Genomic DNA, 22013 nt, shown 5'->3' on the forward strand with positions numbered 1-22013 from the left:
CGATGTCTACTCTACGTCATATCCCATCCCAAACGCTTCCTCCATTCGATGAAATGGTTCAAATGGCAGAGCGAGACCCAGAAGCTTTTGAGCAATTTCGTCATGAGATGGCGAAAGAGATGATCGAAAGCGCATCAGAAGATATGAAAGAAAGATTGTGGGCTCAACAAAGCCACATTGATAGAGTCATCAGCACGTGTAAAAACCCTCATCACACCAATGTGGTATTGATGAACGAGTTGCAAAAACAGGTCGTAAAGTTCAAAGCAGCGCTAGAAGGGGAAGCGACACCGACACAAAAAGCGGATGTGGTTAGCTTAAATGCGTTTAAAGATAGGGATGATTTTTACTGATACTCAGTAGATAGATCGAGAAAGTTAGGGTTCGTTTCTCTTACCAAGGCTAACTTCCACTCACGCTTCCACTGCTTGAGCTGCTTTTCTCGGTTTATAGCCGTAGCCATATCGTCGAATAGCTCAAAGCAAACGAGCTTATGAACGTTGTATTTCTTAGTAAATCCTTCCACTACTCCATTTTTATGTTGCCATATTCTTTGGGGCAGCTGACTGGTAACACCTATGTAGAGAACGGCGTTGTTATTTGACGTTAGGATATAAACGCAAGGTGTCTTATCGATGATTCATTCTCCTTCATTATTCGCTGTTACTTTTCCGTTGTAATTCGCAAGCTCAGGCAGTTTATTTCAATCTCAGAGCACTCTGCGCCTAGATTCTGAATCACACTCGTCCCTCGCTGTTCAGAATGATGATGACTTTAACAGCCTCCAAACCAAAAAGGATCGTCATTCTAGCGAGCCTTAGCGAGACTAAAAATCTCGTAACAGCAAGCTCCTATTCTTTCCCGCTCAGCTTAACCACTGCTCAACCGGACGATAGATTCTGGACCACGCTCATTCCTCGCAGTTCAGAATGACGGTGAGTTTAACAGCCTCTAAATCAAAAGAGTCCGTCATTCTAGCGAGCCGCAGCGAGACTAAGAATCTGGTAACAGCAAGCTCCTATTCTCTCCCGCTCACCTAAACCACCGCACAATCGGATAATAGATTCTGAACCACCTCGTTCCTCGTTGTTCAGAATGACGATGACTTTAAGAGCCTCTAAATAAAAAGAGCTCGTCATTCTAGCGAGCCTTAGCGAGACTAAAAATCTCGTAACAGCAAGCTCCTATTCTTTCCCGTTCACCTAAACCACCGTACAATCGGATGATAGATTCTGAACCACACTCGCACCTCTCTGTTCAGAATAACGATGACTTTAACAGCCTCCAAACCAAAAAGGATCGTCATTCTAGCGAACCTTAGCAAGGCTAAGAATCTGGTAACAACAAGCACCTATTCTTTCGCACTCACCTTAGCCACTGCTCAACCGGACGATAGATTCTGATTCACACTCGTGCCTCGTTGTTCAGAATGATGGTGGCTTTAACAGCCTCTAAATCAAAAGAGTTCGTCATTCTAGCGAGCCTTAGCGAGACTAAGGATCTGGTAACAGCAAACTCCTACTCTTTCACACACAGCTTAACCAGGGCTCAAGCGGACGATAGATTCTGAATCACACTCATTCCTCGCTGTTCAGAATGACAGTGGCTTTAAGAGCCTCTAAATCAAAAGAGTCCGTCATTCTAGCGAGCCTCAGCGAGACTAAGAATCTAGTAACAGCAAGCTCCTATTCTTTCCCACTCAGCTTAAACACTGCTCAAGCGGACGATAGATTCTGAATCACACTCGTCCCTCGCTGTTCAGAATGATGATGACTTTAACAGCCTCCAAACCAAAAAGGATCGTCATTCTAGCGAGCCTTAGCGAGACTAAGAATCTACTTTCAGCACGCACGATACTTGAGGCAATTACTCCGGCTCAGGGCCATATTGGTTTGGTCCTGATGTCCCCTTTAAGAGACCACATTCAATTAGAATCCATAAACCACAAATCAGAGAAATGGAAGCGACGAACATCTGTGGGGTCGACGGCTCTTGCGCGGCAGGGCTGGTCATTGGCGTGGCAATTCGTCCGATAATCAGCGGAATATTCAGTGCTAGCCAATAGATCGATTTGTTGCGGTCGTGCCAACGCTTGGTGGTGATCGCCAAATCAGGGATCAACAGAACCACCAAGAAAATAGGAAGAAGCACATAGGAGAGAGTAGGAAGCAGTTGGCTGATACCGGCACCAAAGCCTAGAATGGACACATAGTAAATGACGTTCCAAATCCAGTAGGTTTTACGGTTTATACGTCCTTGAAAAGAAAACAGTAACTCTTTAGTCGACATCAAATTTTACCCCAAAGTAGAAAGGTTATAGATTAGCCGAGTCGATATAGTTTGGAAAGGACACCGATAGCTTGGGTGCCCACAACGACCTTACAATAAGCAGAGCCAGGCTGAGAATTCGTAGCAATAACCCCTCGCTATTCTCGGGCAATTCAGCGCAACCTAGTTCACGACCTTTTGGAAGCTATCTATATCTATGTCTCGGATATTGACTGTTAAACTGTGCACGTGACTGGCTTGCTCTTGAAGTGTCGCCATCAAGGCTCGTGACAGTTCTCGCTTTTGTTCTTGGGAGCGACCAGATAACAAATCAAAGTTGATATGGATAAAGTCGAGGCTATCACCCTCCTCTCCTATTAACCAATTGTGGCACCGGAGCGTTCTAGATTTCACTGACGCGAGTTCAAAGAGGCCACTTTCTAACGCCGTTTTATGTAAATCCTCCAGCAACCCCTGAACATTGACGCGTTCTTCCACCGAGTTTGAATACTCTAAAACGAGATTTGGCATTTTGATTCCTTTCTACAACAATTAATTCCAGCGCGTAGTAATACCAATCTCAGCAGCAATTTCCGAGGAATGAACTATCATTCTGTCTACGCGATCACCAATCGGTTGCTTTTGACAAAAATAACAGGATCGATGCTTGGTCGAATCAGTAAAGAAAGCCGGACAAGACATGACGCCAATCATGATCTGTTCACATTATTCTGTTATATTCCTACGTAGATTTTTTACATTAATTGACTATTTACATTAAAGATAAGGGAGATATTCCTATGCGTCGTCCTGTAGTGATGGGTAACTGGAAACTAAACGGCAGCAAAGCAATGGTAACTGAGCTGCTAACTGGTCTTAACGCTGAACTTGAAGGCGTTGAAGGTGTTGACGTAGCAGTCGCTCCACCAGCACTTTACATCGACCTAGCAGAGCGCGTAATCGCTGAAGGCGGTAACAAGATCATCCTAGGTGCTCAAAACACTGACCTAAACAACAGCGGTGCGTTCACTGGCGATATGTCTCCAGAAATGCTGAAAGATTTCGGTGCTACTCACATCATCATCGGTCACTCAGAGCGTCGTGAATACCACAACGAATCTGACGAGTTCATCGCTAAGAAATTCAACTTCCTAAAAGAAAATGGTCTAACACCTGTTTTCTGTATCGGTGAATCTGAAGCGCAAAACGAAGCTGGCGAAACTGAAGCAGTATGTGCACGTCAAATCAACGCAGTTATCGACACTTACGGTGTTGAAGCTCTAAACGGCGCAATCATCGCTTACGAACCAATCTGGGCTATCGGTACTGGTAAAGCAGCAACAGCTGAAGATGCACAACGCATCCACGCTTCTATCCGCGCACTAATCGCAGCAAAAGACGAAGCAGTTGCAGCACAAGTAATCATCCAATACGGTGGTTCTGTTAAGCCAGAAAACGCTGAAGCTTACTTCTCACAACCAGACATCGACGGCGCTCTCGTTGGCGGTGCTTCTCTAGACGCTAAAAGCTTCGCAGCCATCGCTAAAGCAGCGGCTAAAGCAAAAGCTTAATCTCGTTTTTACTGAGAGTAGAAATAACAAAGGGATGCATCATGCATCCCTTTTTGTTTGTGTTGTACCGTCGGAGTACCTAATAGAAAGTTCCGACTTACGCTGGCTCAGCAATTTTCACGGTTGGCTTTTTCGCGAGCTCCGCACTGGAATCTTTCTTATAAAGGTTCTCGTAGCAGTAATTTGTGGCTTCAATGTAGCCTTCTACGCTACCGCAATCAAAGCGCTGACCTTTAAATTTGTATGCCAAAACACAACCAGATTGAGCTTGTTGCATCAGCGCATCGGTGATTTGAATCTCACCACCTTTACCTGGCTCTGTATTTTCAATCAGTTCAAAGATATCAGGTGTCAGAATGTAGCGACCAATAATCGCTAGATTGCTAGGTGCAGTGCCTGGCTCTGGCTTTTCAACCATGTTATCAATGCGGAAGATATCATCTTTGATCATCTCGCCAGCAATCACACCGTATTTATGCGTTTCTGATTCCGGCACTTCTTGTACCGCAACGATTGAACAGCGGAACTGTTTGTACAGCTCAACCATTTGCGCTAGAACGCCTTTGTCCCCATTCACACATAGGTCATCCGCAAGCACAACAGCAAACGGCTCATCACCGACCAATTCACGTCCCGTAAGAATAGCGTGACCTAAGCCTTTCATTTCACGCTGACGGATGTAAGTGTAACTCGCAGAATCAATCAAAGAACGAATATCATCAAGCAGCGCTTCTTTACTTGTACCGCTAATTTGATGCTCTAGCTCGTAGTTTTTATCAAAGTGATCCATTAACGAGTGCTTACCACGACCAGTGACGATGCACATACCATCCATACCGGCTTCAATCGCCTCTTCAACACCGTATTCAATCAATGGCTTGTTTACCACTGGCATCATTTCTTTCGGCATCGACTTAGTCGCAGGAAGGAAACGTGTACCGTAACCCGCCGCAGGGAATAAACACTTTTTAATCATTTTATTAAACCTAACTCAACCAATAGCGAGCACTCAGCTCGCTATTTATTATTTGTTGTAAAACTCTTTATACCAAGAGACAAACTCAGCAACTCCTTCTTTTACAGTTACTTTTGGTTTGTAGCCAGTCGCAGAAAATAAGTCTTCTGTATCCGCATAGGTTTGATAGACATCACCGGGTTGCATTTCTCGGAAGTTTTTCTTAGCTTCAATACCCAGTTCATCTTCAATCGCTTTAACAAAATCCATTAGGTTAATCGGTGAACCATGGCCTATGTTATAAACGGCGTAAGGCGCAGAGCTACTTGCTGGAGTACCATCTTCAACGGTCCAGCTATCATTACGTGCAGGCAACACATCCGAAATACGAACCACACCTTCGACAATATCATCCACATGAGTAAAGTCGCGCCACATATCACCATTGTTATTAATATCAATGGTTTCACCATCAAGAATCTTTTTAGTGAAAATAAAAGGAGCCATATCAGGGCGTCCCCATGAACCGTAAACGGTAAAGAAACGCAGGCCTGTGGTCGGAATATCGTATAGATGCGAATAACTATGAGCCATTAGCTCATTAGACTTTTTGGTTGCCGCATACAGTGACACCGGGTGATCAACACTATCAGATGTAGCAAATGGTACCTTGGCATTTAAGCCATATACAGAACTAGATGATGCATACACTAAGTGCTTAACATCATTTTGACGACAACCTTCAAGGATATTCAAATGTCCTACTAGGTTAGAGTCTGCGTAAGCATGAGGGTTTTCCAAAGAGTAACGTACGCCAGCTTGCGCGGCCAAATGAATAACACGATCAAATTTCTCTGTCGAGAAGAGTGTTTCCATCACAGAGCGATCAGCAATATCAACGTTCAAAAACTTGAACATAGGATGTTCAATACGGGACAATCGAGCAAGCTTCAAGTTTACATCGTAATAATCGTTTAGATTGTCGATACCAACAACTTCATTCCCTGCAGCATTTAGCTTCTCTACGGTTGCACTACCAATAAAACCGGCCGCACCTGTCACTAAGTATTTCATCAGATTGATTACCTTAATAAAACGAAAGCCAGTCACTACGACTGGCTTATTACAATGTCATTTTGATTAGTCGCTACCAAACAGGTCTCTGGTATAAACTTTATCAGCCACATCAGCAAGTTCTTCAACCATGCGGTTAGAAACAATAACATCTGACACTTGTTTGAACTCTTCAAGATCGCGGATAACGACAGAGTGGAAAAACTCATCTTCCTGAAGTACTGGCTCGTACACCACTACTTCAATACCTTTCGCTTTAATACGCTTCATAATGCCTTGAATTGACGAAGCGCGGAAGTTATCTGAACCAGACTTCATAATTAAGCGGTAGATACCCACCACTTTTGGCTGGCGTTTGATAATTGAGTCTGCAATAAAATCTTTACGCGTGCGGTTTGCATCAACGATTGCACCAATGATGTTGTTAGGAACTTCTTGGTAGTTTGCTAACAATTGCTTTGTATCTTTTGGTAAGCAGTAACCACCATAACCGAATGACGGGTTGTTGTAGTGATTGCCAATACGAGGGTCTAAGCCAACACCTTCAATAATTTGGCGAGCGTCAAGATTATGAGCTTCAGCATACGAATCTAACTCATTGAAATAAGCTACGCGCATCGCAAGATACGTGTTTGAGAACAACTTAACCGCTTCTGCTTCTGTAGAGTCAGTAAACAGAACCGAGATGTCTTCTTTTACCGCACCTTCGACCAAAAGGTTAGCGAACTTCTCTGCACGTTCGCTGCGCTCTCCAACGATGATGCGAGACGGGTGTAGGTTATCGTAAAGAGCTTTGCCTTCGCGAAGAAACTCCGGAGAGAACATAACATTCTGACAACCGAGTTCCTCTTTAATGCGCGCAGTATAACCCACAGGTACAGTCGACTTAATCACCATAACTGCATCTGGATTAATTGCCATCACATCTTTAATCACTGCTTCAACTGAAGAAGTATTAAAGTAGTTCGTTTGAGGGTCATAATCCGTTGGTGTGGCAATAACAACAAACTCCGCGTCTTTGTAAGCCAGCTCTTTATCTAGCGTCGCGATAAAGTTGAGTTCTTTGTTTGCAAGGAAATGTTCGATTTCCACATCAACAATTGGAGATTTCTTGTCATTCAACAAGTCCACTTTTTCTTGGATAATATCAACCGCCACAACCTCATGGTTTTGTGACAATAACATGGCATTGGACAAACCGACGTAGCCCGTGCCTGCTACAGCAATTTTCATTTTTATTTCCTATTATTTGACTGACGCTAGCATATCAAAACACCGACACTCTCGGTAGAGTGTGGTGAATAATTAGAAAGCTCAAACTCGCGACAAAAACTTAATTTAACTGAGAACCCAAATAACGCAAATACGCGTTGCGAATGCGCAGCTTGTTCTGCTCAAAGTACTCTTGGCCATAACGGCCTCGGTTAAAGTAGCGACGAAGCATGCTATTATCCATTACGAGTTCATCCCCTTGGCCTGCCGCTAAGTAATTATAATCGTTGCCAACTCGCGTCGTAACGTTGAAATCATAAGCCTCGTTACCACGAACTTGTATCACTCCCGGAGACATATCACGCCATGGCGTTAATGGCAGCTTTACCGACACAGTGACAAACTGCTCTTCGTCTGTATCGTTAAACTTTGTCACCTGATAACTTGCAGATACTTCTATGTCTTCAAACCAATGTGAGGTCGTGAATTTTGCGCCAACATCCCCTTTCCAAAACTCGCCAGCAGTTGCGTTAAACTGCCAATCCCACTCTGGCATAGAGAATGTGTAACGAGTTAAAAAGGTTTGGCGATCTGGATTCGCATAACCATTTTTGTCTTTTTCGTCTTGATGTTGGAAGTAGCTCATCTCTAGTCCCAACTCATGGTTGCCCGATTGAGAGAACCAAGCTGATTCGCTACGCGCACCGATATAATCCGACTTAACCAAGCCTAGAGAGACCTGGTTAGCAATATCGACATATGGTAAACGGAAGAACTGATGCACCATTGCACGATCAATCTCGCTCTCATACGCGCTGTCTTCGAAATACCCACCCTCTTCAAAATCATCACTTTCTGCTAAAGGTAAAATATGACGAACATCTATTGCCGCGCCAGACCATAGGTAGGTGTATAAGTTGCTGGACATGGCAAAAGAGTAATCATACACACCGTACTCGGTTGCTACGCCATGCCTTACCATAGGGGAAAGTACTATCTGCGAATCTAAAGTGCCTGAATTAACTCGCTCCGTTTTCCAATCAACCATGTCTAATCTTTCCGACAAATCGCGCGTGATAAACTGAATGTCATCACAAGCTGCGCTACCATTGACAAAACTTTGGTAACAGTTAGAGTTAGACAAAACGCTGACCACTGGTTTTTGGTTGGCAAGCATCACAAGTTCAAATTGATCCGATGCAGCGCCAATATCTTGCGCTGCATTTTGACCAAAATGACTCGATACAATCCCCAGAGCTACACCTAATCCATCTGCTTGATTATGGTTGTATCGACGGTTCTCTAAAGCCACCACGACTCTACCATTGACTAACCCCACTTGAACATTAACGAAACCTTCGTTTTTTAACGCACTCACCAAAGTTGAGATCGAAGCATCTTGAAACTTCTTCTGTTCTACAAAAAGCTTATCTCTCAAAGACATATCGCTTTGAGAAAAGCTAACTGAGCGTGTGTAATCAGATATCAGAGGGATTGAAAAAGCGGCATTCCATACATTTTTAGTATCAGTGTCATGGCCTGAATAGACCTGATAACTAAGAGAAGCTGTTATATCATACGGGAGCAGCTCTTTTGGCGTAAAAATCTTTACTGAAGAATTAAACTCTTCTGAGTCGTACTCACCTACCAACTGAATGAAATTGAATGGTTGGTACTCAACACCACCAAATGGGCCATCCATAACACCAAGCGGAATGTCTGACTGACCATACCCCAACGACATTCGAACTGGAGCAAAATCGAAAGAGTAGTCAGCAACTATATAATTCGTATTAAAGTAGTTTAACTCTCCTCCAAGATCTTGCACGCCAACTGCCAACTTGAGTTTATTAAAATCTTTAAAAAAAGGAAGTTGATACTTAAAAGAGGCTGATAGGTCTCTAACACTCCCCACAACAAACCCATTAGAACTATAGTCTTCAGTCACGATTCGGCCTTGTGCCTCTAACCCTTCGATTAGTCCGAGAGAGAACGTTAAAGACTCTATATCAGAGACGTTATTCCTAAGCGGTAACCCATGTGCAAAGTCAAAGCCAAAGCTCCCGTAGTTTTGAACTTGGGCATTGGGTATAAAAGTCAAACCAGTAAAACTTTGGTTAGAAGGTAATTCTTTTAAGGATGTTGCAAGCGTTTCGCCTGTATGTAGAGATAATGCAAAAAATACAATCCCTAGTGCATTAGGTTTATTTACCATCATTCCATTTTCAATATATTAAGTTTGCATTCAGAATGCAGAAGTTAATCGCTAACCATAACAGCAATAAAAAACATCAACATGACTAATAACGACATGAATGATTTTTTATTAAGGTTCTAACTTATTTTATAAAAAAGCACCATATAGTAAAAACATCAAATAAAAATTTACACACCCAAGATGAATCTGGAAATTTCTTCTTGCTTAAAAAAGTCTTTTTTAATAAACTTTCTGGGTTGAAATTCAACAATACTGTTAATGATTTCACCTATTAATTCCATATTGTAACATACTCTTGCATACCCACCTTCTTCCATAAAATCTGCAATATCGCTTTGATGTTTATCTACGCGGTCTAGATTTGGAACAATGATTATGGTCTTGTTTCGCTCCAAAAGACCGTAAATAGAACCTGCACCAGCATGAGTTATAACAACATCCGCCTGATTATAGTAATCCTCTATATCTGAAGTAAAAGTAAAATAGCTTCCAGATGATGGCTTGTATTCGCCGTCAGCAATTTGATAAGTATACTGATGGCTTTCAGTATCAGAAGCGAAATCAACTGCTCGAATCAAAGTGTCAAATTTTGTTGTACCAACAGTCACAAAAATCTTCATAATAATCCTGCGTAAATAGCATTGGGATAGAGACGTACAAGGGATTCGTTTTGTACATAAAACTTATCCGCTAATTTATACATAATACGACCAGTTAATGAACTAGTTTTAAATCGGGACCATGTTTCCACATGAACGATTTTTGCTCCCATAATCTTATAAAATAAAGCAGCAACTATACAGATACCAGGTCCTGTTGATACAACGCTATGAATATGATGGTTACGACGAATTTTAATCAGACAAGTGATTATTTTCGCTGGGCCTGTATTTAAAAGAGAGTCTATATGTCTATGTTTAGAGCGCAACTCGCCACAGACATAATGTTCATCAGCCCAATCAGGAGCATCTTTTTTGTCGGAAAGCGAAATTAATTTCGCATTTTCCAAATGAGGTTTTAAACGTTTAACTAAACGATTCATTTGACTATTGTGCCCACCGACACCATAACAAAACAGGATACTTTTAGAACAAGACATTTTTTAAACTCTTTAAGGTTACAGAGGATGAATAATTTTTACGGATAATATCCAGGTTGTGTTCTATTATTTTTTTACGATCTTGATTTTCAATATCCATTTTCTCTAAAATAGCCTTAGAGTAACGCTCTGGTTTCTTTTCGTTAACAATACAGACATTGAAAGAAAGATCTACTAACTCAGTAAAAGCAGGTATATCTGATAATACAACTTGCGCGCCGCATGCCATAGCCTCGATAGGCACTAGCCCCAAACTTTCGCTATCTGATGGATATATAAGAGTATTGATCTTATTGTACCAAAGAACTAGTTCACTTTGGGACATAGGCGGAAGGAACTTTACCTGGTTCTCAACACCAAGCTTTTTAGTTAGTTCAATTAAAGCATTTTTTTGATTTCCATCACCTACCACTTCTAAATGAAAGTCAGGAAGATCGACTAATGCTCGAATAATAATATCAACATTCTTAGATTTTATAAGTCTACCTGCATAACCAAGCAACTTCTGTTCTCTTTCAATTGGTAGGAGCTTAAACTTATCTAGGTCAACACCTCCGGAGGGATAAACTAATATCTTATCAGCGCTAACTCCATACTCTTGTTGTACATACTTAGAATATGAGTAAGAAGGAACGACAATTTTTTCTGATATACTTAATGCTCTCTGTACGATTTTACGCTTAATTTTAAATTGATTACGACTGAAGCCATCTAATAATTTAACATCACCACCGTGTACATGACTTACAATTCTAGGTTTAATTCCGATATATGACAACAAGACAAATGGAATCATTGAATGCGAAACAAAATGAACATAAAACAGTTTGTAAAAGGGTATTTTTACAATTATCTTAAGGAAAAAACACGTATATGATAATAACTTGGCTATTTTTGTTAGATTATTATCATTGACAACAACTTTGCTAATGTCAAAGTTCGAGTTAGTTAATTGATCATGAATATTTTCAACAAAAACACCAAAACTTGGATTTCTGTTACTAGGATACATATTACTTATAAGTAGTATTTTATTCATATTACGTACAAACCTCTACTTTTTTAGGTGATGACATATACCCTTCAATTTCTCTTATAACTAGTGCACTTCTAATGGCATAGAGAAAAGAAATCAATAGACACAGAACTTGAATAGAATAAAAACCATCTAAAAAATTAAGAGCTTTTATAATCAAAAAAGATAAAAAGAATAAGAAAAAAACAAAGAAATTCAAAAACATCAAATATTTTTCTTTATTAATAAAGTTCATCATATTAGTTTCCGGCATAAAAGCCTGACCAATACAAATAAATGAAGACATCATAAGAGAGTAAATGAAAATGTTGATTTTTGGGATGTCCGTTTCAATTGTTAACGCATAAGAATTAACAAAAAAGATACCCAACGCCATAATTAGATATACTTTTTTTCTATAATCAAACAATGAGAGTTTATAGTTAAAAACATCTCTATCTTCTAACAACCTTTTGAAGTCAATAACTTTTAAGTTATATATCGCTCTAGGGAACACTGTCACAATACCAATTACAGAAACAAGGAGAGAGGTTACTTTTGTTACTTCAGGTTCTGAAATCATCGTTGAAAATGTAGGGAGAAGAAATAAAATTCCTGATGAGGCTAGATTAGAATATCCGATGACCATTATAGACTTAATATTATTACTATTGTTATTGTTATTGTTATCTAAAGGACTCTTTATTAAAGAAAACGTGATAGATATGAAAATGTAAGAAATACCGATCGAAAGTATCAAGTGATTAGTAAATGAAAATATACAAATCAAACTTGACAGTATTAATACTGTCTCATAAAAAGCACCTAGAAAAAACTTTTTTTCTAGTATGATTGAATGTCTTAGAACTTGGTTAGCGCTTAAGCCTAAACCTAATAAAAACAGATAAACAAACAACTCTACGTCATTAGAATTAAGAAAAAAAATAAAGAAAATCGGAAGTGATACGATAACAGATATTACCGTAAATTTGAGCAAAGAGCTTACTGTAACTGCTATTTCATCTTTTAATATCAACAAACCAGAGCCAATAGCACCGACCATAGCCACTACAACGGCAAGAGAATAAGCTGATGAAAAAGAAGCAAAGCTATTAGTGTCTAACATTAATGCCGCTATATAGAAGATTACAAGACGATTAAATCCCGGAAGCGCGACAAAAGCTAGGCTACTTAGCTTATAAATTATATTTACCTGAGTCACTATCTAACCCTATACTTTAATTGTGCAATAAAAACAAAAAACACGTATATGAAGAAAGCAAAAATTATCACTGGATCAAGTAACCCTGTATGAATAGACAACAATAAAAGAATAAATGATATACAATACAATGATAATGAGAACGTCTTATTTGCTTTATAAAAATAACGATCAGATAAAAATAAAAATACAGCAAGTGATATTGCAAGAATATAAATTCCTATAAAGCCGAACTCAATCATAAATTGGCCTATAAGTGTTGATGTTGTAGTCGACTCCTCCCAATTCGTTCTACCTAACCAAATAGAAAGCTGCCTTCTACTGTGAAGCTCTATATTAGGCAGAAAAGTAAGCATACCACCAATAGTAAAAGAACCCATTTGAATACCTTGCTCTAATATTATACTTTTAATTCCCGTTAAGACCTCTGCTCCTTCAGTCGTAGCTAAAAAAAGCGGCAACATCCATACTAAATAAACAGGAACTTCAAGATAATTAGCTAAATCTTCCAGAACTGACATATCATCAAAACGCAATAGAGGATAAACAGCTATAATTAAAAATAATAATGTAGAAATTATTATTTTCTTCTTTCTATTTATATAAAACCTAGGTCTAACACCATTCATAATAAAAAACATCGCTATTATTATTACTATAGGTGTTCTATAACCCATACAGAAAAAAATAAATAACGCGGTTACTGTATAGATCATTATTTTATTTTTCTTTAAATAAAGGAACACTATTGGATATATTATCCACAATGAAAAAACAATATATGAAAAGTATCCAGAAACCTTATATCGATTTTCTATGTTAAGTATAGGAACTCCATAAATTATAGATATAAATAAAAAAGACAAAACCCCCATAATGAAAAAAATAGAAATACCAATTAATACGTATAAATTTTCATTACGATAATCATCATAAGAATATCTTGTTCTTATAATACCATTATAAGACAAACCAAAAGTAAATTTTAAAATTAGTAGAGAAACAAAAAATGAAACGAAAAAGTGCGTGTATATATTATTAACATAATAAAAGTCAACTTTTTCATTATAAATAACCAAAGATAACAATGAATATAATGATATAGCTAAAAAATACACTCTCACTAGTGGATTAAAAAACTTAAGAATAAATATATTAAATATAATCAATGTGACTAATAGCGACAATTCAATCTGCATTATTAACAGCCAAATAAAAAATAAAATTTAGTAAAGTCATAATAAACCCTAACCATAAAAATGTATGTTAAATGAAAATTCTATTTTTTATATCTAGCTAGATCGTTATCAGAAACGTCAATTTTCACTTTAACATCTAATCTTTTTTTAATTAACACCCTCTTCAAGAAAGTAGAAACTTTCCATATATGATTGATAGCCGTAAAATAAAAACCAAATAGAATCAAGAACGCAATAAACATTGTAGATTCTTTGGTATTAGTAAAATCGGCCCACAAGCCAACAAATGCACAAATAGCAGCTAAAGAACAAATCAAAATTAAAGTAGCTAGGGGAGATAAACCTAAACGCTGACAAATATGGTGTAGATGTTCTCTGTCGGGTTGGAATGGTGACTGACCTTTACGAACGCGACGAATCATAATGGTTGCCATGTCCATCAATGGTAAGGCAATTAACCACAGCGCTGTAACTGGCTTGAAAGCTACAGCTCCTGGCTCTTGTGTGCCGCGAATCAGCATCCAGACCACGGTAAAGCCGATAAACATACTGCCTGCATCGCCCATGAAGATCTTAAAGCGACGACCTAGTGGGAAACCTAAGTTCAGGAAGATATAAGGGAGCATCGCAGTCACGATCAATAAACAGATCGTGGCTAAGTATTCGTTTCCGTTGTAGGCAAACACAATACCTAATGCTGTAAAGGTGACCGAGGCTAACCCGCCCAGCAAGCCGTCTATACCATCAACCATATTAAATGCGTTAATTGCGCCTATTACCGCAATCACGGTGATCACCGCGCCAGTAACTTCATTCAGGGCAATGGTTTCGCTTCCCATTAGATAACCTAAATCGTGTAAGCTGTGGCCTCCGATGTAAATCATCGCAAGGGATATTCCTGCTTGGATAATAAGGCGAATTTTGAAACTTACATCGTAATAGTCATCTAATGCGCCGAGCACGATGAGTACAGCCGAACAAGATAAGTAGAGTGATAAGTTGTCATTCATTGGTAGGAACAAAAGGAACCCCACCAGTATAGTAGAGAAAATGGAGATGCCTCCTACAAGTGGCACCACACCTTGGTGAAGCTTTCTTGCATTGGGTTTATCTACTAGACCTACGCGCTTAGCGACCTTGCGCATAACAAAAAGTAGAACGAACGACAAAATAAATACAAATAAATATGCATTATTCATGATAGCCAACTGTGTTATTAAATAAGTTTGAGGTAAATCTATAACGCATCCAACTGATTTCCTTTACGGATTCCATTGCATCACAGGTCCGATACTGCTGATTCTTGCTTCGCTCGTATCTAGACACGCCGAACTTTAAGAATGAGCAGGTGATTTTTTGGCGTGACAAAACCACATTAGCCAACGTGGGTTGTAACGCATTGCAAACGCTAATTTCTAATATTGAATATGTAAGTAACTGAGTTCCACCGACACTAGTTCGTGACGGTCATCGGTTCTCAGCCTTTTATAGGCAGGCCAAATACAAAGCTGAATACACTAACTAACGGTTTGGGCCGGTAGTTATGTACCTCTATAAACCTAGTATTTGGTTTTGATAGGTATGAGAAATGGAGATTTAAATTGTAACCTATGCCTAACCAACATTTGCTCGCCACTTTGTTAGCTTTGAGCGTCCCTCTGACAAAAGGGAATTACATAAATTTGTAATAGTTCTCGTTTTTTATAAATCAATCTTGCCAGAAATGCACTTAGGTGCTTATTATTATTAAAAATTATCTTGCTTGGTCTCTCTTCTGTTAGGAAAGAGACTAACAGATGATTTGGGCACGCTACCGCCCCTAGGTCTGGCTCCTAGAAGCAAGTTTTAGACGTAGTGTTTAATGGTTGCGTTTCCAAACAGGAGACGAATTGTATAGTAAACACGTTGCAACTAAAAGTAGAACGTGTAAAAAGCTTGCAAAAAAATGTCTTTTTTCTGACACTTAACTCGCCATAAACGTGACGCTTTTTTTTGTTGGCTTACTAATTATTAAACTCCTTCCGGCATAGCTGATGTTTGTATAGCTAGCGCGTTAATCTCAGAAGCCTAAGTGAAAATAGTTGCAATAATATGAATTGCATCACAACAGGTTGCAATTCTACACAGTCAAATTTATGACGAATATTTAAGTCTCTCTAAACTTTCGGTTTTGCTGTTTTCTAACTCTCATTATCCTTGCCTACAATACGCTCACTTATTCACCACTTTCTGCTTACCTTGTTCATTGCGCGATTGACTGAGCCGTCTTTACGTCGCGAGGTGTCGCTATATAAAAGCAAATACTCGTAAGCGTGGGTTAACAAAGGAAAGGCGTCGTTTCGTTATGAAAGTACTGCACCACGGTGGGAAAAATACGGTTACTGGCTCTTGTCACGAGCTCGTATTACAAAATGGAAGTATGCTGATCGACTGTGGTTTGCTACAAGGTCAAGATAATGCTCAGCAGGAGAGTTTGAATATCGACTTTTCTATCTCTGATCTCAAAGCTGTTGTTCTAACCCATTCTCATATCGATCATGTTGGTCGGCTACCTTGGCTATTGGCTGCAGGTTATAAGGGACCTATCTACTGTACGGAAGCCACCGCTGAGCTCGTACCGCTTATGTTAGAAGATGGATTAAAGCTCCAGTTAGGCATGAGGCGCCATCAAAGGGAAAGCTTGCTCGATTTTATTCGAACGCTTATTCGCCCTTGCTCTTACTCCCAATGGATAGAGATAGAAGAACATACCTACCTTCGCTTTCAACCAACAGGACACATTTTAGGGTCTGCATATGTTGAGTTTCATTTATCAAACAATGAAGTTGTTGTGTTCTCAGGGGATTTGGGACCTCGTAACACGCCTCTCCTACCTGATCCGGTATCGCCTGAAAAAGCTGACTATTTGTTTATCGAGTCAACATACGGCAATAAAGTTCACGAAGATGTTGAGTCTCGCAGTAGGCGATTGCTTTCTATTATTGAGCATGCACTTCAGGATGGTGGCGTAATTGTTATACCTGCTTTTAGCGTCGGGAGAACTCAAGAGTTACTGTTTGATATAGAACAGCTTATTCATGAGCACGCCTTGCAAGATTCTCTGCCTATTATTCTCGATTCTCCTTTGGCTAAAAAGGTAACTACTACCTATAGGCAATTTAAAAAGCTTTGGGGAGCTGAAGCGAAAGAGCGGCTCGAGCATCACCGACACCCTCTTGCGTTTGATCAATGTATTACCGTCGAAAGCCACACTGACCATTTAAAGCTCGTCAATCGACTCGCGAGCACGGCAGAAGCTGCTATCGTGGTTGCGGCCTCTGGTATGTGTGAAGGGGGACGTGTCGTCAATTATTTAGAAGCATTGCTGCCAGATAAAAGAAATGATGTGTTATTTGCAGGCTATCAAGCAGAAGGGACGTTAGGTCGGCGAATTCAGGATGGAGAAGAGAGCATCTTGATTGAAGGAAAGCGCGTTAGAGTGGAGGCTCAAGTACATACCATGTCAGGTTACTCTGCACATGCGGATAGGGACGATTTAATACAGTTTGTTTCTGGCATTCCAACTCCTCCGAAAGAAGTTCACCTTATTCATGGTGAACAAGAGTCGAAAAGATCGCTTTATCAACAACTGATAACCCTCGGATATAACTGCGTTATATAGTGAAATGAACAATCATTTAATTTCGAGGCAATATAATATATCGCAAACATAGTTTTTCGAGTTCATTGATATAATTACGTTAAGATTCAAAAACAAGTCATGAACAAGGACTCAGGTTCAAGAAAATTAACAAAGTTATGAGCATGTTCTGGATTCAGGGATATAATTTCTATACGAAATAAATTATAATCGCCGACTTGTAAGCAATTGGCTAGTCGATAACAACTTATTCCATTCCTATGACAGACAGTATGAGCGACACGCTTCAAGAACGAGAAGCTTCTGAATTAACTAAGCATAATTCTATCAGCATAACATCAGCATTGGACGAGTTATCCGCAAGTGAATCAAATGCTTGCCTTTATATCTACTGTCCAAAAGAAGACGAAGCAAAAATTGCTCAAGTACTTAAGAGGCATCCTGAGATTAATGCTCAGGTTAATAACTATTCTCTTAGAGACTTCAAGAGCAAAACGCTTTGCCACTTCAAAAGCTCGCATCTAGATCCTGAACAGCAAGCGTTTCTTGTCGCGGCGACAGAGCTAGGTGCTTGGGTTGAGCCATTAGTGAGCTATTTTGACCGTTCACTCGGATATACTGAAACGGAGCTTTTGCACAGCGGCTACTTCTTACACCAAAAAGCTTTTTCTATCCTTTCTAATCGCAAGAACAGCTGGCAAAAACGCTTCATCGATCTGTTGTTTGTTTTCATGCTGTCATGGGTTGCTATTCCAGTAGGGCTTATTACGGCACTACTCATTAAGCTTGAATCGCCAGGTCCGGTATTCTTTAAACAGCGTCGTACCGGCCAGTATAATGAAGAGTTTGAAGTGATTAAGTTTCGCTCGATGCGAAACGATGCAGAAAAGAACGGAGCCCAATGGGCAACAAAAAATGACGCTCGCGTAACGAAAGTCGGCTGTTTTATTCGTAAAACTCGCATTGATGAGCTCCCTCAGTTAATCAACGTACTAAAGGGAGAGATGTCAATGGTTGGCCCTCGCCCAGAACGTGAAGTGTTCATCTCTGAGTTGGAAAAAGCCATTCCTTACTATCGCTTTCGTCACGCCGTTAAACCTGGGGTCACTGGCCTAGCTCAAGTAAAATATCCTTACGGCGCATCGGTAGAAGATGCTATTTGGAAGCATAAATACGATGTCTACTATATCAAACACCAAAACTGGATGATGGAAGTGAAGATTCTTTTCCTTACAGTCAAAACGGTGTTATTTGGGATGGGTCGCTAAAACACGGCGAATTTTATCGAACGTATCACAGGTATAAAAAAGAGCAGCGCCTCGCGGTCGCTGCTCTTTTTGTATTTACTTTAGTTAGTTATATCTTAAAAAGTATGCTAACAATTATCTTGCAAATCTATAGATAATCTTTTTAGTAAACCTTGGAGAAAGCCTCAGCACCGCTTTTAATGAAGTGTTTACTATCAAGTTTTTCGTTGATAAGAAACCTATTCTTTTTTGATAGCGCATTAACCTACACTCTTGCTTGAAGTAAAAATACCCTCTGCGAGTAAGCATCTCTTTGCCCGAGCGCATTTTCAACAATGTGTCAGGTAAATTAGTTAGCTGATATCCTTTACTCAATAAAAGACTCCACAAAGCATAATCCTGAGCTTTCCGTAAGTCTGGATACCCGCCTACGGATTCTATAATCGACTTTCGGAAAATAGAAACTGGATGGCTAAGAGGGCTACGACGAATAGCGAACTTGCGTAACTCTGCTGAACTAACTGGTAACTTGCGTTCAGAAATACGAAAGCTAAAACTCTCATCCCACTCCTCAAGCGTTGCGCTAGAGGCAGCAATACTCGGATTTCGAAGCATAAATTCAACTTGCTTTTCGAAACGTTGCGGCAATGCGATATCATCGGTGTCCATTCTCGCAACTAATTCGTTTCGACAAGCTTTCAAGCCCGCATTTAATGCACCCCCTAACCCAATATTCTGTGGCAACTCAACAAGTGTTAGAACATCACCAAGCTTGACCTTCCACGATACAATTTCATCTTCTAACTCAGAACATAGAGGCCCATCTTTCACTAAAACTATCTGATCTGGCTTTAAGGTCTGCCGCTCCCAAATACTTTCCATTGCTTCTTTTAAGTATGAGGGACTCTCTTGGGTATAGACAGAGAGCAAAACACTAAATTTCATTTAGGTAGATCCATTCTGTAAAGTTGACGCTTACCGCTAAATACCGAATCAAAGAAAACGGCCGTCCCGCATGATGATAATCGAGGATGGAGGTCGCACCTTGTTTCTCCTGAAAACTCAAATCCATGGAAAAACTCACCAATTGGTTTAACTTCACCAGTGACAAGGTTACAGAGAAGAAGATGCTGCATTCTAGCTTTGTCTGGATATGTGTCAGTCACAAACCAATCTCCGACTACATGAGGATGCCCATCCCCATAACCTGAAAGTTTCTCATGCTGGAATGGAGTAAAGTTGCCAGAAGCCACATCAATAAGCCAATAACCATCAACTCCATTAGGACCCCGCATAAAACCAAGCACCGTTGACTCGTTAACCCAAAAACAGTGGCTTACCATACCAAAGTCACTCAACAAGGTGACATTTCCTGTTGTAATATCAAACTTGAGCAAGCGATCGAAACGACGCTTACCTAGTAAATATCGATGCATAAATATAAAGTGTTCACCTGATGGTGAGATCATCACGTGATTAAATTTATGCACCGCACTCTGAAAGTCTGGAGTGGGATTTATTTTACAAGCATCATCTAGAGAAAATAATAGTTTCGTATTACCAGTTTTAATATCTACAAACCATAATCCATCTTGGGTATTATCACGCAATTCTTTGTCTTTTAGTAGTGAGGTATTTCGGTAACCATAGTCCGGCCTTAAAGTCATCAGACGTTTATAGTTTAGCGAAATAAAATACTCGTCTTTGAAAGAATCCTGCACCGCATGGCTAAACTCTTTAATTTGCTTTCTTTCACTTACTGAATAGATTTTCGCAATGTAAATGTTTCTTTCGCTATCGTAGTCGTTGAAAATGAAAAGATCTTCATTTAGCCAATGCGCTCTGCAACCTTGCTGCCAGTTGTAGGCATTGACAGACAAGCTTAATAACATTTCTTGATTATTATCAAATACAGCAACTTCTACACTTTTTTCTATTGAAGGTAAAAGACTAGTTGAGCGACTAGATAATTGGGTAATTACCATTCCTAGGCTATTTTCCGGGGACTTATCGTAGTAGCCAAAAAAGCTTTCCCTTGATTGGTTGGAATAAGCGATAGGGCTCACTTCAGATTTGAACTTGTAAGACTTTTTAGCTCGAACATACATTAATCTAGAGTAACAGAACTTTGCAAACTCTTTGATCGCAGGAAAGCGCCTCAGTACTCTGGCAATATTACGTTCCAACCCGCTATAACTACTCACTGTGCCTCCAAAATTTTACGATATAGTTCTTGATACTTTTCAGACATTTGCTTCGCAGAAAACACTTCTGTTGCGAGTCGTCTCGCCTCTTTTTTTGAGTTTTCATCAAAGTCGATCGGTGCTTGAGACAACTTTTGTTTAAGATGAAGCGTACCGGAATCTAAAGAAAATAATTGACACGCTTGTTTAGATTCTTGTGCTATCTCTTGGTGGGAGTCAATGTCTGATAATATTACAGGCAAACCTGCGGATAGAGCTTCTAAGACTGTATTTGGTAAGCCTTCAGATAATGAAGTAGATACAAAATAATCCGAAGCAGCAAGATATTCATTTACATTGGATACATTGCCCAAAAGACCCACGTTGGGCCCAGCTTTGACCTGAAGGTCATTTTTAAGAGGGCCATCGCCAAGAATAATCAAACTACCTGCACTTTTATTGGGTAGCCTATTAAACGCATCTATCAATAACTCCATGTTTTTTCTTGGAATTAAACTTCCCACAGAAATGTAAACCGGTTTCTCGTATTCTTGCAAAACCGAAGGAGCCTGTGAGCTTTCTACAAAGTCTTTTACACCATTCTGAATCGCATCACTCTCGATGCCAACACTCTTTAGCTGTGCTTGGATCGTTTTAGAGCATGACACTAAGTTGTGACACTTTTTCATAGCAGAAAAGTGCTGCTTAACCATCAACGCTCCTTTAATTCGACCAAACTTACTAATATAGTCCTCGGGTGGAAAGTTTCTCGATGTCATAACCCATGGAATGCTACCTGCAATTGAAGAGGCAAGACTGTCAGCTCGGATGCCCTGAGTATGGATTAAGTCTGGTTGGATCTCTTTGATTAAACTCTTCAGTGTTGAGCTAGCTAGAAACATGCCTTTAATTCTAGATAGATTCAAAGAATACAGATTGACCCCTGCACTTTCGTAGTCTTTCCAGCGGCTATTATGTTGAGGCTCCGGAGACAATGTGATCAAGTGTGGTTCAAAAATGTTTCTATCAAGGTTGTTTATGATATTAAGCAATTGATTTGTTGGGCCAGAGTGTTTCAATGTACTGACAACAAAGAGGATTCTCATGTTT

The 22013-nt window shown here is 39.7% G+C and carries 20 protein-coding genes; 4 read left to right on the forward strand and 16 right to left on the reverse strand.

From position 1 onward, the window contains the following. Window positions 1-2 precede the first annotated feature (2 nt). Window positions 3-353 (forward strand): DUF3135 domain-containing protein, encoded by a 351-nt coding sequence (locus R8269_RS10880; RefSeq protein ID WP_005379531.1) that lies wholly within the window; start codon window positions 3-5, stop codon window positions 351-353. On the opposite strand, the gene R8269_RS10885 is transcribed toward R8269_RS10880, so the two are convergent. The 3 genes from R8269_RS10885 to R8269_RS10895 form a co-directional block, all read right to left on the reverse strand. Next, a complete protein-coding gene (locus R8269_RS10885) occupies window positions 347-640 on the reverse strand; it encodes a GIY-YIG nuclease family protein (protein ID WP_049872675.1) in 294 nt (97 codons plus the stop codon). The genes R8269_RS10880 and R8269_RS10885 overlap by 7 nt on opposite strands. Before the next feature lie 1226 nt (window positions 641-1866). Then, on the reverse strand, window positions 1867-2289 hold the full coding sequence (locus tag R8269_RS10890; RefSeq protein WP_005379526.1) for a DUF805 domain-containing protein: 423 nt from the start codon (window positions 2287-2289) through the stop codon (window positions 1867-1869). A 162-nt stretch (window positions 2290-2451) separates the two neighbouring features. Then, on the reverse strand, window positions 2452-2799 hold the full coding sequence (locus R8269_RS10895) for a 5-carboxymethyl-2-hydroxymuconate Delta-isomerase (protein WP_005379524.1): 348 nt from the start codon (window positions 2797-2799) through the stop codon (window positions 2452-2454). A 269-nt stretch (window positions 2800-3068) separates the two neighbouring features. Here R8269_RS10895 and tpiA point away from each other — a divergent pair, with 269 nt between their 5' ends. Beyond that, window positions 3069-3839 (forward strand): triose-phosphate isomerase, encoded by a 771-nt coding sequence (gene tpiA, locus R8269_RS10900; RefSeq protein ID WP_005384863.1) that lies wholly within the window; start codon window positions 3069-3071, stop codon window positions 3837-3839. Between the two features lie 97 nt (window positions 3840-3936). Here tpiA and galU read toward each other — a convergent pair whose 3' ends face one another. From galU to wecA, 10 genes are all read right to left on the reverse strand, one after another. Continuing rightward, on the reverse strand, window positions 3937-4815 hold the full coding sequence (gene galU, locus R8269_RS10905) for a UTP--glucose-1-phosphate uridylyltransferase GalU (protein ID WP_005379521.1): 879 nt from the start codon (window positions 4813-4815) through the stop codon (window positions 3937-3939). A gap of 48 nt (window positions 4816-4863) precedes the next feature. Continuing rightward, entirely contained in the window at window positions 4864-5868 is a 1005-nt protein-coding gene (locus R8269_RS10910) for an NAD-dependent epimerase (RefSeq protein WP_005379520.1), read from the reverse strand. Between the two features lie 66 nt (window positions 5869-5934). After that, window positions 5935-7101, reverse strand: a complete 1167-nt coding sequence (locus tag R8269_RS10915) for a nucleotide sugar dehydrogenase (protein WP_005379519.1) — start codon at window positions 7099-7101, stop codon at window positions 5935-5937. 100 nt (window positions 7102-7201) lie between these two features. Further along, the gene (locus R8269_RS10920; protein ID WP_412079954.1) at window positions 7202-9295 is read right to left on the reverse strand and encodes a YjbH domain-containing protein; all 2094 of its coding nucleotides are present in this window, start codon (window positions 9293-9295) and stop codon (window positions 7202-7204) included. 170 nt (window positions 9296-9465) lie between these two features. Further along, window positions 9466-9918, reverse strand: coding sequence for a PssE/Cps14G family polysaccharide biosynthesis glycosyltransferase (pssE, locus tag R8269_RS10925; RefSeq protein ID WP_318222531.1), 453 nt, complete (start codon window positions 9916-9918; stop codon window positions 9466-9468). Beyond that, entirely contained in the window at window positions 9915-10397 is a 483-nt protein-coding gene (gene pssD, locus R8269_RS10930) for a PssD/Cps14F family polysaccharide biosynthesis glycosyltransferase (RefSeq protein WP_213899426.1), read from the reverse strand. The genes pssE and pssD overlap by 4 nt, the downstream gene beginning before the upstream one ends. Further along, window positions 10384-11436: a glycosyltransferase family 4 protein gene (locus R8269_RS10935; RefSeq protein ID WP_213899425.1), complete on the reverse strand. Its 1053-nt coding sequence runs from the start codon at window positions 11434-11436 to the stop codon at window positions 10384-10386. Before R8269_RS10935 ends, pssD begins: the two co-directional genes overlap by 14 nt. A 1-nt stretch (window position 11437) precedes the next feature. Next, window positions 11438-12634: a hypothetical protein gene (locus R8269_RS10940; protein ID WP_318222532.1), complete on the reverse strand. Its 1197-nt coding sequence runs from the start codon at window positions 12632-12634 to the stop codon at window positions 11438-11440. Then, a complete protein-coding gene (locus R8269_RS10945) occupies window positions 12634-13833 on the reverse strand; it encodes an O-antigen polymerase (protein WP_213899423.1) in 1200 nt (399 codons plus the stop codon). Before R8269_RS10945 ends, R8269_RS10940 begins: the two co-directional genes overlap by 1 nt. Window positions 13834-13913: 80 nt before the next feature. Beyond that, window positions 13914-15032: a UDP-N-acetylglucosamine--undecaprenyl-phosphate N-acetylglucosaminephosphotransferase gene (gene wecA, locus R8269_RS10950; protein ID WP_140268604.1), complete on the reverse strand. Its 1119-nt coding sequence runs from the start codon at window positions 15030-15032 to the stop codon at window positions 13914-13916. Window positions 15033-16177: 1145 nt separating this feature from the next. Here wecA and R8269_RS10955 point away from each other — a divergent pair. Together R8269_RS10955 and R8269_RS10960 are read left to right on the forward strand one after the other, a co-directional pair. Next, window positions 16178-17494 (forward strand): MBL fold metallo-hydrolase, encoded by a 1317-nt coding sequence (locus R8269_RS10955; protein WP_318222533.1) that lies wholly within the window; start codon window positions 16178-16180, stop codon window positions 17492-17494. A 239-nt stretch (window positions 17495-17733) separates the two neighbouring features. After that, window positions 17734-18741, forward strand: coding sequence for a sugar transferase (locus R8269_RS10960; protein ID WP_017820724.1), 1008 nt, complete (start codon window positions 17734-17736; stop codon window positions 18739-18741). 114 nt (window positions 18742-18855) lie between these two features. On the opposite strand, the gene R8269_RS10965 is transcribed toward R8269_RS10960, so the two are convergent. Genes R8269_RS10965 through R8269_RS10975 form a run of 3 tightly spaced genes read right to left on the reverse strand, consistent with a single transcriptional unit; the run spans window position 18856 to window position 22009 of the window. After that, window positions 18856-19665, reverse strand: coding sequence for a glycosyltransferase (locus R8269_RS10965; protein ID WP_005379492.1), 810 nt, complete (start codon window positions 19663-19665; stop codon window positions 18856-18858). Further along, a complete protein-coding gene (locus R8269_RS10970) occupies window positions 19662-20924 on the reverse strand; it encodes a hypothetical protein (protein ID WP_021034099.1) in 1263 nt (420 codons plus the stop codon). Before R8269_RS10970 ends, R8269_RS10965 begins: the two co-directional genes overlap by 4 nt. Next, complete coding sequence (locus R8269_RS10975) at window positions 20921-22009, reverse strand: glycosyltransferase (protein WP_005379488.1); 1089 nt, start codon at window positions 22007-22009, stop codon at window positions 20921-20923. Before R8269_RS10975 ends, R8269_RS10970 begins: the two co-directional genes overlap by 4 nt. Window positions 22010-22013: the final 4 nt, after the last annotated feature.

This window comes from Vibrio sp. Vb0667, assembly GCF_033391095.1.